This window comes from Bacillus vallismortis, assembly GCF_004116955.1.
GTDB classification, from domain to species: Bacteria; Bacillota; Bacilli; order Bacillales; family Bacillaceae; genus Bacillus; species Bacillus vallismortis.
In genome coordinates, this window is record NZ_CP026362.1 from 1825053 (window position 1) to 1839064 (window position 14012).

13 protein-coding genes are annotated in these 14012 nt (G+C 44.7%); 1 reads left to right on the forward strand and 12 read right to left on the reverse strand.

Going from position 1 to position 14012, the window contains the following annotated elements; translation table 11 throughout:
* On the reverse strand, positions 1-333 hold the full coding sequence (locus BV11031_RS09970) for a putative DNA-binding protein (RefSeq protein WP_010327873.1): 333 nt from the start codon (positions 331-333) through the stop codon (positions 1-3).
* 180 nt (positions 334-513) lie between these two features.
* Between BV11031_RS09970 and BV11031_RS09975 the strand changes: the two genes are divergently transcribed.
* Positions 514-999, forward strand: coding sequence for an Ig-like domain-containing protein (locus tag BV11031_RS09975; protein ID WP_010327874.1), 486 nt, complete (start codon positions 514-516; stop codon positions 997-999).
* A 37-nt stretch (positions 1000-1036) separates the two neighbouring features.
* Here the strand turns inward: BV11031_RS09975 and ftsY are convergent, their stop codons facing one another.
* The 11 genes from ftsY to sdaAB all read right to left on the reverse strand — a co-directional run bounded on the left by ftsY (position 1037) and on the right by sdaAB (position 13923).
* A complete protein-coding gene (gene ftsY / locus BV11031_RS09980; RefSeq protein WP_010327875.1) occupies positions 1037-2026 on the reverse strand; it encodes a signal recognition particle-docking protein FtsY in 990 nt (329 codons plus the stop codon).
* Between the two features lie 19 nt (positions 2027-2045).
* A complete protein-coding gene (gene smc, locus BV11031_RS09985) occupies positions 2046-5606 on the reverse strand; it encodes a chromosome segregation protein SMC (protein ID WP_010327876.1) in 3561 nt (1186 codons plus the stop codon).
* Between the two features lie 101 nt (positions 5607-5707).
* Complete coding sequence (gene rncS, locus BV11031_RS09990) at positions 5708-6457, reverse strand: ribonuclease III (protein WP_039073938.1); 750 nt, start codon at positions 6455-6457, stop codon at positions 5708-5710.
* A gap of 139 nt (positions 6458-6596) precedes the next feature.
* Positions 6597-6830, reverse strand: a complete 234-nt coding sequence (acpP, locus tag BV11031_RS09995) for an acyl carrier protein (RefSeq protein ID WP_003154310.1) — start codon at positions 6828-6830, stop codon at positions 6597-6599.
* An 84-nt stretch (positions 6831-6914) separates the two neighbouring features.
* Positions 6915-7655 (reverse strand): 3-oxoacyl-[acyl-carrier-protein] reductase, encoded by a 741-nt coding sequence (fabG, locus tag BV11031_RS10000; protein WP_010327880.1) that lies wholly within the window; start codon positions 7653-7655, stop codon positions 6915-6917.
* Entirely contained in the window at positions 7648-8601 is a 954-nt protein-coding gene (gene fabD, locus BV11031_RS10005; protein ID WP_010327881.1) for an ACP S-malonyltransferase, read from the reverse strand. The genes fabG and fabD overlap by 8 nt, the downstream gene beginning before the upstream one ends.
* Positions 8602-8618: 17 nt before the next feature.
* Complete coding sequence (gene plsX, locus BV11031_RS10010) at positions 8619-9620, reverse strand: phosphate acyltransferase PlsX (RefSeq protein ID WP_010327882.1); 1002 nt, start codon at positions 9618-9620, stop codon at positions 8619-8621.
* 13 nt (positions 9621-9633) lie between these two features.
* Positions 9634-10200 (reverse strand): transcription factor FapR, encoded by a 567-nt coding sequence (fapR, locus tag BV11031_RS10015; RefSeq protein WP_010327883.1) that lies wholly within the window; start codon positions 10198-10200, stop codon positions 9634-9636.
* A gap of 108 nt (positions 10201-10308) precedes the next feature.
* Positions 10309-12357 carry an ATP-dependent DNA helicase RecG gene (gene recG / locus BV11031_RS10020; protein ID WP_010327884.1) on the reverse strand — a complete coding sequence of 683 codons (2049 nt, stop codon included), beginning with the start codon at positions 12355-12357 and terminating at the stop codon, positions 10309-10311.
* The gene (gene sdaAA, locus BV11031_RS10025; RefSeq protein WP_010327885.1) at positions 12335-13237 is read right to left on the reverse strand and encodes an L-serine ammonia-lyase, iron-sulfur-dependent, subunit alpha; all 903 of its coding nucleotides are present in this window, start codon (positions 13235-13237) and stop codon (positions 12335-12337) included. The genes recG and sdaAA overlap by 23 nt, the downstream gene beginning before the upstream one ends.
* Positions 13238-13260: 23 nt before the next feature.
* Positions 13261-13923 carry an L-serine ammonia-lyase, iron-sulfur-dependent subunit beta gene (gene sdaAB, locus BV11031_RS10030; RefSeq protein ID WP_010327886.1) on the reverse strand — a complete coding sequence of 221 codons (663 nt, stop codon included), beginning with the start codon at positions 13921-13923 and terminating at the stop codon, positions 13261-13263.
* Positions 13924-14012 lie beyond the last annotated feature (89 nt).

The following is a 14012-nucleotide window of genomic DNA, read 5'->3' on the forward strand; positions in this document are numbered from 1 at the left end:
CTAATCTAATTTCTCAAGCGCTTCAATCAGAGCTGTAATTTCTTCCTCTTCTATTGAACCGGAAGCAAGCTCCTTCAGCTTATTAAACATCTCTTTACGCTCCTGAAACTTTTTCAAAAGGAGCAGCTTTTCTTCATATTGTTCAAGCATCGCTTCTGTTCGTTTGATGTTATCATAAACAGCTTGTCTTGAAACCTCATATTCTTCGGCTATTTCGCCTAGGGAGAAATCGTCCAAATAATAAAGCGACATATAGCTCTTCTGTTTTGACGTCAACAACGACTGATAAAAATCAAACAGATAATTCATTCTCGTTGTCTTTTCAAGCGACATTTGAGCTCTCCCCTTTGTTAAGTCAAATCCCTTTACGATAACTTAGTTTACACGGTTTCATGAAGACTGTCAAGTTTTTATCTTGTCAAAGCAATGATTGCTTTTTTTCCAAAATACACTAAATATTATCCATTTTATTCCGATATTATATATGAACCCTATTTAAAAGGAGGAGTTTATATGAAAAAAATCGGTTTATTGTTTGCGCTATGCTTGGCAGCTGTGTTTACACTCATTGTCCCGGCACAGCAAGCAGACGCTGCTGAGGCGCCTTATAAGGCTTCGATCACAAATATCAGCACAGATGGAGGAGTTTACGGTAAAATCAATTACGGCCAAGGTCAATATTGGCGAGTCAAGTACAATATCACCGTAAGCGGCAAATTACTCGATCAAAACGGACAGCCAGTGCCAAACGCTCCAGTACGATTTGAGGCAGATACGAAAGTCGGAAACACAACAAAAACAGCTTCAGGAACAACCGATGAAAACGGAACATTTGAGGTTCCAATGTATTTGGGGCCAGCCGCTGGGTACTATACGTATTACACATCTGTTTCCGTTCATTACTACGACATCATCCCATTCAGAGTTTATTCAGAAGATGCGAGAATGGTATCCACAGATAACAGCCTTTATCATTTCGCCTATCAAGTGAGAAGATAATAAAGGAAAAAGGCCCTTTTTCGGGGGCCTTTTTTTCTTAATCATCGGCGTTTTCCACTAAATCTGAAAACAGGCCGTATACATACGATTCTGCGTTGAATTCCTGAAGATCATCCACTTTTTCACCTAATCCGACTAGTTTAACCGGAATATGGAGCTCGTTGCGGATCGCGAGAACGATCCCGCCTTTTGCCGTACCATCGAGCTTCGTTAAAGCAATACCCGTAACATTTGTTGCTTTAGAGAACTCTTTCGCCTGCGCCATCGCGTTTTGGCCGGTCGTGGCATCTAGGGCAAGCAGCACCTCATGCGGCGCTTCAGGCACTTCTCTCTCAATGACGCGCTTCACTTTTTCAAGCTCTTTCATCAGATTCACTTTGTTTTGAAGACGACCTGCCGTATCACAGATTAAAACATCAGCATTTCTTGCTTTGGCAGCATGGACAGCATCGTAGATAACAGCCGCGGGATCGCTTCCAGCCGTTTGCTTAATGACAGGCACTCCCGTACGCTCTCCCCATACTTCCAGCTGTTCAATAGCACCCGCTCTAAATGTGTCTCCGGCAGCAAGTACGACAGACTTTCCTTCTTGCTTTAATTTATGGGCAAGCTTTCCGATTGTTGTCGTTTTGCCGACTCCGTTTACACCTACGAGGAGGATTACATTTAAACGCCCATCCTGGATATTCAAATCAGAAATTTGCCCATCACCGCTATTATAAATGTCGACCAGCTTCTCGGAAATCACAGACTGGACTTCCGCCGGATCTTGAATATTTCTTCGTTTCACTTCTTTTTTCAGCTCATCTATTAATTCCATAACGGTTGTAAAGCCGACATCCGCGCCGATAAGAACCTCTTCAAGCTCTTCAAAGAAATCCTCATCCACTTTACGGTAACGGGATACAAGATCATTCACTTTGTTTTGAAAGGAGTTTCTTGTTTTTTCAAGGCCATCCTTAAACTTTTCAGATACGGAATCTGTTTGTTTTGTGATTTTCTCTTTTAATTTTTTAAAAAAGCTCATCTTTTACCCTCTTTCCTCGTTACTGAACGAATTCTTTTGTTTCTTCCAGCTTAACTGAGATTACCTTGGAAACACCAGACTCCTGCATGGTTACGCCGTATAGCACATCCGCTTCCTCCATCGTCCCTTTTCTGTGGGTAATCACAATAAACTGGGTATCGCTGCTGTATTTTTTTAAATACTGTGAAAATCGGAACACATTCGCTTCGTCAAGCGCAGCCTCTACTTCGTCGAGGACGCAAAACGGTACAGGGCGAACCTTTAAGATTGAGAATAAGAGCGCTATAGCAGTAAGCGCACGCTCTCCGCCTGACAAAAGATTTAAGTTTTGCAGTTTTTTCCCCGGCGGCTGTGCGATAATCTCGACTCCTGAGTGAAGCAGATCGTTCGGATCGGTGAGCCTCAGTTCAGCTCGTCCTCCTCCGAATAAGGAGCGGAAGACTTGATCAAAGTGTGATCGGATTTGGACGAATGTGTCATTAAAGCGCTTTGTCATTTCTTCATCCATTTCTTCAATCACTTGGAACAGGGTATTTTTCGCTTCTGTCAAATCTTCTTTTTGTTCTGACAGAAACTTATACCGTTCGTTGACCCTCTCAAACTCATCTATGCTCCCAAGGTTTACAGTACCAAGTTCTTCAATTGCGAGCTTAATCAGCTTCACGCGCTTTCTGGCTTCTTCTGGATCGCTTTCAAGCTGATAGGTCTCTTTTGCCCCCTCGAAGGACAAGCTGTATTCCTCCCGTAAGTACTGGAGCAAATTATCAAGCTCAACTTCCATTCGGCCCAGTTTGACCTCTTCGTCTTTTAGAAGCGTTGTTTTTTGTTTATACAGGCGTTTCATTTCTTTCAGCTCACGCTCATATGTATCAAGCCCATGCTGAAGCTTGATACGCTGGTCGCGCCTTGACGCAATCAGTTCAATCGTTTTCGTTTTGTCATTCAATTTATGTTTTGCAGCTTCTTCAAGCTTTTCTTCGCCGCTGGTGCTTGATGACATCTCTGACGTTAAGAAGCTTAAGTCTTCTTTCGCTTCTTTTAACGCAAACTCTGTTTCTGCGAGCTCTTTCTTACGTCTGGTAAGGTTGTCTTCTTCACTCTGGCATGCCTGCTCTTTTTTGGCCGCTGTGATCTTCAGCTCAGTCAGCTCATTGGAAAGAGACTCTTTCGTTGAGGATTGCGTTTGTTTTTGTTTTGTCAGCCTATCTATATCCTCTTCAAGCTGCTTCATCTTTTCCGATACGGCAGAAAGCTCTTCTTCCAGCTTGCGTTTGCGCGTTCTCTTCTCTTCATCGCTTTCTGACAGAGCGGATTTTTCTTGATCATAGAGCTCTAAATGAGTGTTGATATTTTTCTCGGCAACTTGAAGTTCGTACAGCTGGCCTTTTACATCCTGCTGCTTTACTCTCAAGCTTTCCCCGGCTTCTCTTAAGTCAGCCAGTTTTTTCTCCATATCCTGAAGAGATTGCTTAAGTGTTTTCACTTCTTGTTCAAGCAGCGCTGTTTTCTCTTCCATTTCAGTGAGCCGTTTGCTCACATCTTCAAGCTCACGGCTTCTCCCGAGCAGCGAGTTATTTTTCTTTTTAACCGCTCCGCCCGTCATTGAACCACCCGGATTCACGACATCTCCCTCAAGGGTTACGATGCGGTACCGGTGCCCGAGAAGCTTCGCAAGCTCGTTTGCTCCTTTTAAATCCTCTGTGATCAGCACAGTTCCAAGAAGGTTCTGGATGATGCGCCGATACGCAGGATCAAATGTGACAAGTTCACTGGCGACCCCGAGAAACGACGAGTGCTGCGCAGCTGTTTCCGCGTCCCGGCTTTGAAGCTGCCGGTCTCTGATTACAGAAAGAGGCAGAAACGTCGCCCGGCCGAAGGAATTCTGTTTTAAATATTGAATCGCTTTACGGGCAGACTGTTCATCGTCGGTGACGACATGCTGGGCAGAAGCGCCGAGCGCAATTTCAATGGCCGTTTCATACTTCTGTTCTGTTGAGATCAGCTCTAGGACCGCTCCGCGAATTCCGCCGAGCCGCTCTTTCGCTTTCAGGACTTCTTTAACACCTTGATAAAAGCCGGAGAAATCACCCTGCATCGTCTCAAGCATGTCCTTTTTCGATCTCGCTTGCTGAACGTATTGATATGCCTGATACAGAGCGGATTCATTTTTTTCGTATTGGCGCTTTTTCTGCTCATATTTTGTCTGCATGTCACGATATGCGCCGACTTGGCTGTGAATCTCCTGCTCAATTTTGGCAAACTCCGTTTCACATGCGGCTTTTCGCGCAGAAATATCGCGCCGTTCCTCTAGATGCTTTTCATTGTTGTCCGCAAGCCTCTGTAATGTGACAGCGGATTGGGACATCTGGTCATCAAGCAGCTGGAGCTCGTTGCGGGTCGAAGCCTGGCTGTTTAACAGCTCAAAGTAATCGCTTTTCAGCTGCTCGATTTTTTCTTCGACATTTTCATTGTGAAGACTGAGAGCCTGCTGTTTTTCTTTTACCTGAGCTCTTAACTGTTTCACCTCTGCCTGAAGCGTTTCAAAGACAGCCTCCTGCTTCGCAAGCTCTTCTTTCAGGACCGCTTCTTTTTGCTGGTACTGAACAATGGCTTCTTCAAGCTGTTCTCGGTTTTGCACAGCGTTTTTCTTGCGTTCTTTTAGGACTTCTTTACGGCCTTCAAGCTTTTCCAGCTCTTCACTTGTCACCAATAAGACCTGCTGGAGCTCATCTACTGATTCATCCAGCGCTTGAATTTTGTCTCGCGCCTCTTCAATTTTCGCTTCTTTCGCAGAAATCGCAGCCGATTCAGCGAGCTCTTCTTCCTTTGCGAGCTGCACTTTCTCTTTTAGAGCTGACCATTTACCATGCAGTTCTTCGATATCATAGGCAGTCAGCGCTATTTCAACATGTTCCAGCTCTTTCTTTTTCTCCAGATAGTCTTTCGCTATCGATGCTTGAATTTTAAGAGGTTCAACCTGTCCTTCAAGCTCATGTAATATGTCTTCTACCCGGTTTAAATTGTCCTGTGTCTCAAACAGTTTATTTTCTGCTTTTTTCTTTCTCGTTTTATATTTAAGCACTCCGGCCGCTTCTTCAAAGATACTGCGGCGATCCTCCGCTTTACTGCTCAGGATCTCTTCCACTTTTCCTTGGCTAATAATAGAAAATGCTTCTTTACCGAGGCCAGAGTCCATAAATAAATCAATAATATCTTTTAAGCGACACGGCTGATTGTTAATCAGAAACTCACTCTCGCCTGATCTGTATACACGTCGTGTCACGCTGACCTCATGGAAGTCAATCGGCAAGAAATGATCATCATTATCAAGGGTAAGTGTAACTTCAGCCAAATTTAATCGCTTTCTCGAATCACTGCCGGCAAAAATGATATCTTCCATTTTTCCGCCTCGAAGAGACCGTGCCGATTGTTCTCCAAGAACCCAGCGAATGGCATCAGTGATGTTGCTTTTTCCGCTACCATTTGGACCGACAACCGCTGTAACGCCTTTTACAAAATCCACGGAAATCCGTTCTGCAAATGATTTAAATCCTATAACGTCTAAACGTTTGAGGAACATAGCGATCCTCCTTATGTAATAAGTATTTCAATTCTATCATAAAACATGGATAAAATAAGACGGCATACATACTGAAATCCCCCTTATGATTCAGGGGGATTTTATTGTTTCGTATGATATTTTTGCAATTTAGCTAAAGCTTCTTGAGCTGCATGCTGTTCGGCTTCTTTCTTTGATCGGCCGTTTCCGACTCCGAGTGGTTCACCTTTTAGCGATACGATGGCTTCAAATTCACGGTTGTGCGCAGGCCCTTTTTCGTTAGAGATTTTATACTCCAGAGAGCCTTTGCCGTCCCGCTGCACGTATTCCTGCAGCTGGCTTTTAAAATCCATCACATGAGAAAAAGCACCATCGTTAATTTTAGGGAACACATAGACTTTTAAGAAACTTTCGACCGGCTCTAATCCCTGGTCAAGATACAAGGCTCCGATAAATGCCTCAAATACATCCGCCAATAGGGCAGGACGCTTTCTTCCGCCTGTCATTTCCTCACCTTTGCCCAACAGGACAAGATCGCCGAATGACAGTTCGTGAGCCAATGAAACGAGAGATGGTTCGCATACAATCGCGGCTCTCAATTTCGTCAAATCTCCTTCACTCATAGCCGGATACTTGGCAAATAAGAATCTGGAGATCGTCAGTTCCAAAACAGCGTCACCTAAAAATTCAAGCCTTTCATTATCTTCATACGGCTTTTTCCGATGCTCATTCACATAAGATGAATGTGTAAATGCTTGATACAAAAGCTTTTCATTTTGAAAGTGAACCGAAATCCGTTCTTGAAACTCTTTAAATTGTTCTACTTTTTTATAGAACTTTTTTTTATCTTTATAATGTGAGTGTTTTGACATAGTAACCTCCATAGGCACATCAGGTTCACCGCGCTTCTCTGACTAAACCGGATACAGCGCGCGTAAAAGCGGCATGCTGTAATAACTGCACGAATAAAGGGCTAAAGCCCCGCATCTCGGCGGGACTTTTAGCATTAGCTTATTGCTGGTTTTGTATGTAGTTCACAGCGTCGCCGACTGTTGCAATCTTTTCAGCATCTTCGTCAGAAATCTCCATATCAAACTCGTCTTCAAGTTCCATAACAAGCTCAACTACATCTAGGGAATCAGCACCTAAGTCTTCCTTGAAAGAAGCTTCAAGTTTGACGTCTGCTTCATCAACGCCAAGGCGATCTACGATGATTTTCGTTACACGCTCTAATGTATCTGCCATAGCAATTCACCTCCCCTCAAGTATTATAGTGGATTCGTTTTTAAAAAACTAGAGAAACTATGATGAAATTTTCGAGAAAAAAACTTACATCACCATTCCGCCGTCAATATGAAGCGTCTGGCCTGTCATGTAACGTGCTCCCTCTGAAGCAAGGAACGTGACAACGCTGCTGACATCGCCAGGTTCACCAAAGCGCGCGAGCGGAATTTGTTTGAGCATTTCGTCTTGAACGTCTTCTGCAAGCTTATCTGTCATATCAGTTGAGATAAATCCAGGCGCAATCGCATTTACCGTAATATTTCGGCTTGCAAGCTCCTTAGCAGAAGATTTTGTTAAACCGATTACGCCAGCTTTTGCAGCCACATAGTTGGCTTGTCCAGGATTTCCGCTGACGCCGACGATAGACGATACGTTAATAATTCGGCCTGAACGCTGTTTCATCATTTGTCTTGTAACAGCTTTCGTGCAGTTGAAAACACCTTTAAGGTTAATGTTAATGACATCATCCCATTCATCTTCTTTCATTCTCATGATGAGATTGTCTCTTGTAATTCCCGCATTATTAACAAGAATGTCAATCGCAGAAAAAACAGATAACGTTTCTTTTATCATGTTTTGTACATCTTCAGGATTTGATACATCCGCTTTGACAGCAATTGCTTCTCTGCCCATTGATTTGATTTCATCCACCACTTCATTTGCTTTCGCTTCATTGCCGGAGTAGTTGACGACAACGTTCGCGCCGCTTTTTGCCAGGTCAAGGGCAATTGCGCGGCCGATTCCGCGGGATGCGCCAGTGACAATAGCTGTTTTGTCATTAAGCATTTTCATTCTCCTCCTTAAGCGTTTGAATTGCCAGCTCGATCGTTTCCGGATCTGATACAGCAATTGTTTTCAAGCGTCTGTTTACTTTTTTCACCAGGCCTGAAAGCACTTTTCCGGGGCCAATTTCAATAAAGGTCGTAACACCCTCTTCAATCAGCTTGTTAATGCTTTCCTCAAAACGAACCGGAGAGTAGAGCTGTTCAATGAGCTTCTCTTTGATTTCTGCTTTAGCGGTCATGACATCAGCAGAAACATTTGAAACGACCGGAACGCCAGCGTCTTGTATGTCACAGGAATCCAATACTTCTTTCAGCTTTTCCGCAGCTGGCTTCATCAGTTCAGAATGGAATGGACCGCTTACTTCAAGCGGGATCGCGCGTTTTGCACCGTTCTCTTTTGCCTGTTCACTTGCAAGTTCTACCCCTTTAGCTGTACCGGAAATAACGATTTGTCCAGGACTGTTGAGATTCGCAAGCTGAACCAGATGGCCTTCCTCCGTGACTTTATCGGTCACTTGCTTTAATGCTTCGGCATCCATGCCAAGAATCGCGGCCATGGCTCCTTCGCCAGCAGGAACTGCTTCATTCATAAACTCTCCGCGTTTTCTGACGGTATAAACAGCATCTTTGAAAGACAGCGCGGCAGACGCAACAAGCGCGGAATATTCACCAAGGCTGTGTCCTGCTGTGAAATCAGGTGTAATGCCAGATTCTTTAAATTTCTCAAGAACAGCAATGCTTGTCGTCAGCAAAGCAGGCTGCGCATTGTATGTAAGTGTTAATTCTTTCGCATCACCTTCAAAAATCAGTGAGCTTAGTTTTGTTTCCAATGTTTCATCCGCTTCATCAAACAGACGCTTTGCAGCAGGCACCTGCTCATAAAGCTCTTTCCCCATGCCGATAAATTGTGATCCCTGTCCCGGGAACAAAAATGCAATTTTACTCATGATGCAAAACCTCCAGACTATTCATCTGTTTTTTCTTCTTTTACTTCTTCCTGAATGAGCGCAGCCACATTTTGGCTGACCATCTCTCTTGCTTGGCGAATCGCATGAAATACAGCATTAGAATCTGAAGAGCCGTGCGCCTTGATCACAGGCGCTTTTAAGCCGAACAGACTCGCTCCGCCATAATTCGAATACTCCATTTTCATTTTCATTTCTTTCATCTTCGGCTTCAGCACAGCTGCCGCAAGCTTTGATGTGAAATTAGACGTCATGACTTCTTTCATCATTTTAAAAATAGACAACGCAGAACCTTCCAGCGTTTTGAGTGTAACATTCCCGGTAAAGCCGTCTGTTACTACAACATCCGCCACATCATCTAAAAGGTCTCGCGCTTCTACGTTTCCGATAAAATGAATATTAGCTGTTTCTTTTAATAATTGAAACGTCTGCTTCGTCAGTTCGTTTCCTTTTTTATCTTCTGTTCCAACATTTAAAAGCCCGACTCTCGGTGAAGTGACACCGCGCACTTGCTGAGAATAAACAGAACCCATGATGGCATATTGGACGAGGTGCTCCGGCTTGGCATCGACATTGGCGCCGACATCAAGGAGGAGAAATCCATCTCCTGAAACGGTGGGAAGCGTCGGGGCAAGCGCCGGGCGGTCAATCCCTTTAATTCGGCCGACAATAAACAGACCGGCTGTCATTAATGCGCCGGTATTTCCTGCTGAAATGCAGGCGTCAGCTCTGCTTTCCGCAACTTCCTGCGCCATAAGGACCATAGATGAGTTCTTTTTTCTTCGCACGGCGCGAACCGGTTCATCCGTTGGCTCAATCACTTCATCTGCGTGCAGCACCGTGATGCGATCTGATGTTGTTGTTAAATGTGATTCTATCGTTGTTTTGTCACCGACAAGTGTGATATGGAGATCATCAAATGCCTCTATACCCTTTAAAACTCCGTCAATAACAGCTTTGGGAGCGTGGTCTCCTCCCATTGCATCTACAGCTATTCTCATGCATGCTCCACCTTTATGATTGTTTTGAACGGTACATGTCAAAATGTCCAGAAAAAACAATTTCTTCGCCAACATAGCTGTTCACTTCGACAACTGTTCTTCCTTTTTCTTTTTCGACCGCCGTCACTTTCGCTTTCGCTACAACACGTTCCCCCTGCTTCACCTGTCTTGTAAAGCGGATGTCTGCGCTTGCGGTCAGTGCCAGCTCGTCATCAATAACTGCCACAGCCAAAGAATTCGCCTGTGCAAATAAATGATGTCCTCTCGCAATTTGATTCCGGCTGAACACATGCTCCTGTTTTATTTCTAAAATGGATATCGCTTGATCATCCAGCTCAAGGTCAATAATTTCTCCGATCACTTCGTCCAGTGACAGGGATTTCACTTCATCTTCAAGCGTTTTCTCTGCAACATTCTTAATTCTTTCTCTCAGCTCCGGTATCGAAAGCTCTAAGCGGTCCAAACGAATTGTCTGGATGCTCACCCCAAATTTACCCGCTAATTCTTCATCTGTAATAAAGGGGGTTGCTTGAATCGTCTGCTGAAGTAATTCCTGGCGTTCTCTCTTATTTCTTCTCATATCTAAACACCATCCGGACAATTAAGACTAGGTACTAATAGTAGTATATAATTTCATAGATTGGAATGCAACGATTGTTTCTAGCTGGACACTAAAAACTTCTGGTGACTAACTTAATTTTTCCCCGTCCATTACTCCGCTCTTCAGCAATTGATCTCTCAGCGCCCCATATTCCGGCTCCTTCCAAAACGCGTCAGAAGCCACAAGATTCGCGGCATCCTGCCTCGCCGTTTCAAGCGCTCTGTAATCATGAACCATGTCCGCCACCTTGAATTCAGGCATACCGCTTTGTTTTTTTCCGAAGAAATCTCCCGGTCCTCTCAGTTCCAGATCCTTTTCAGACAGCTCAAAACCGTCATTGGTCTCGGACATGATTCTCATCCGTTCTTTCCCTGTTTCTGATTTAGGATCGGCCATCAGAATGCAGAACGATTGGTGCTCGCCCCGTCCGACACGGCCGCGCAGCTGGTGAAGCTGAGATAATCCGAAACGGTCGGCGTCATAAATCACCATAATGGTTGCATTCGGAACATTCACGCCAACCTCAACAACTGTCGTTGATACGAGAATTTGACAGTGGTTCGCACTGAACTCCCGCATGACCTGATCTTTTTCATCGGAATGGAGCTTTCCGTGCATCAGGCCGACATTCCATTTCTCCCGGAAAATATCAGAAAGCATATTGTACACATCAATGGCGTTTTGCACATCAAGCTTGTCTGATTCTTCAATCAGCGGGCAGATGATATAAGCCTGTCTTCCCTGCTTTAATTCTTTTTCAAGGAATGACAAAATACGGTCCAGCATGTCATGCTTGACCCAATAGGTTTCGATCTGTTTTCGTCCCGCCGGCATCTCATCAATGACAGATACATCCATTTCGCCGAACACTGTGATGGCTAACGTTCTTGGGATTGGAGTGGCTGTCATAAAGAGAACATCGGGATCCTGTCCTTTGTTCCGAAGTTTTTTACGCTGCTCAACTCCAAATCGATGCTGCTCATCTGTAATGACGAGACTCAGCGCCTTAAACTCCACCTCATCCTGTATTAAAGCGTGGGTTCCTACAAGAATATCAATCTCTCCCGCTGCAAGACGCTCAAGCAGTTCTTTTCGCCGCTTTCCTTTGACAGAGCTTGTCAAAAGAGCAACGCTGATATCCCACTTTTCAAATAGTGAAACGAGCGAATCAGCATGCTGTTCGGCCAGAATCTCTGTCGGCACCATAAGCGCGCCCTGGTATCCGGATAAGATCGCGGCATACAGCGCAATGGCGGCGACTGCCGTTTTTCCTGATCCAACGTCTCCTTGAAGAAGACGGTTCATTCTGTACGGTGAAGACATGTCTGCCGTTATTTCGCGAAGCACGCGGGATTGGGCGTTAGTGAGAGGAAACGGGAGGCTGTTGACAAATTTCATGAGTTCTTCGTTTGAAAAACGCTGCCGTATCCCTTGAGTCTGCTCTCTTTCCGCCTTTCGAAACGCCTGCATTTTCAACTGAAACAACAAAAACTCCTCATAAACAAACCGGCGTCTTGCAAGCGTTAACGCTTCTCTTGTTTCAGGCTGGTGCATCGCTTTTAATGCCTGATGATAATCCGGCAGCTTATAACGTGTTCGTAGCTTTTCCGGAAGAGGATCGGAAAGCGAGTCTGCATACTGGGTCAGCGCTTGTTGAATAAAACGTCTCATCATTTTGACGGTAACGTTTTCTTTCACAGAATACACTGGTTCAATGCTCTTATCCTCTTGGTGCGGACCGTTTTTCAACTCCTGAACAGAAATGGTTTGGCGGTGCTTGTCCCATTTACCTGAGACTGTCACGACAGAGCCCAGAGAAAGCTTTTTCTTCAAATAAGGCCGGTTGAAGCATATGGCTGTGACCAAATAATGGCCGACAAGAACCCTAAATGTCAGTCTGTTCCGTTTTTTTCCGTAATAGGTAAGAGAAGGCTCCGAATGAACCTTCCCTTCGACTGTAACTCTTTCATCATGCTTGACTTCTTCTAAATCCCTCAGCTCGTAGTCATCATAGCGATAAGGGAAATAATTCAGAAGATCAGAAATGTCATAAATACCGAGTTCCTTCAATGTTTTTTCTGTTTCCGGCCCAATGCCCTTAATGTTGGCTATACTAGTTTGCTGATGTTGTTTCACGTGAACCTAGCGCTCCTCCAAAAATTTTTTTCTCTAATTCTCTTCCTGTCGGTGTTGCCGCCAAACCGCCCTGGCCTGTTTCTCTAAGTGCTGTGGGCATCGTCTGGCCAATTTTATACATGGCATCAATAACCTCATCACATGGAATGCGGCTTGTAATGCCTGCCAATGCCATATCAGCAGCAATCATTGCATTTGAAGCTCCCATTGCATTTCGTTTCACGCACGGCACTTCAACAAGCCCCGCAACAGGATCGCACACGAGTCCGAGCATATTTTTTAATGTAATGGCCATGGCCTCCGCGCTCTGTTCTGGTGTTCCTCCTGCCATCTCAACAATCGCCGCAGCAGCCATGCCTGATGCTGATCCAACCTCTGCCTGGCATCCCCCGGCGGCGCCGGAAATACTCGCGTTATTAGCCACGACAAATCCAAAAGCCCCGGAGGTAAACAAAAAGCGGATCATTTGTTCTCTTGTTGGGTTCAGTTTTTCTTTTACAGCAAATAACGTGCCGGGTACGACACCAGCGGAACCCGCAGTCGGTGTCGCACAAATGGTTCCCATGGCTGCATTCACTTCATTTGTTGCAACAGCTTTCGATACCGCATCTAAAATCAGCTGGCCAGACAGGCTTTTACCTGACCGAATGTAAGCCTGTAATTTCACGGCGTCACCGCCAGTTAAGCCCGTTTGGCTCGTAACTCCCTCGAGTCCTTTTTGAACCGCCGCTTCCATAACAGACAAATTGTGATCCATCTGCTGAAAAATCTCTTCTTTTGTTTTTTCTGTTACTTCCATCTCTTGAGCGATCATCACATCAGAGATGGATAGTTGCTTTTCTTTTGTTATCTCTAATAATTCCTTTACATTACGAAACATAACTGGCTCCTCCTGACCTTTCGCTAGTCAGCAATCTTTGTTACCTGAATAATATTCGGCAGCTTTGACAGCTCGTTGAGAATTTGTTCGTCAATATTTTGATCGACTTCTATTGTCATCAAAGCAAGCTGGCCGATATCCTTTCGGGCTACTTCCATATGGCCAACGTTGATTGAAAATTTCGCCAGGACATTGGCAACACCGGCAATCGTGCCAAACTTGTCATTATGAACAACCAATATAGCAGGATGATTTCCTGACAATCGGAGTTCAAAACCATTTAATTCTGTGATTTCAATCTTTCCTCCGCCAATCGAAATACCTGTCAGCTCAAGCTCTCCCTTTTTATCAGAAATGGTGATTTTGGCTGTGTTCGGGTGGACGGGCACAGCGTCTTCAACGCGAAACTCTATTTCAATTCCTTTATCTTCTGCAATTTGTATAGCGGTTTTAATCCGTTCGTCAAATGTATCAAAATCAAGCAATCCGCCGATAATCGCGACATCTGTGCCGTGGCCTTTATACGTTTCCGCAAAAGAGCCGTAAAAGGATACGATGATGCGCTCAGGCTCTCTGCCAAATAAACTTCTGGCCACTCTCCCGATTCTTGCCGCCCCCGCCGTATGCGAGCTGGACGGACCGATCATAACCGGGCCGATAATATCAAAAACGCTTCTGTATTTCATGCTATTCCTCCTTATGAACCAGAGTTTATAAGCGCTTTGCTTCTAGACTAATTGATCATATATAAAATGGCAAGCGGGCGCGTCACAGC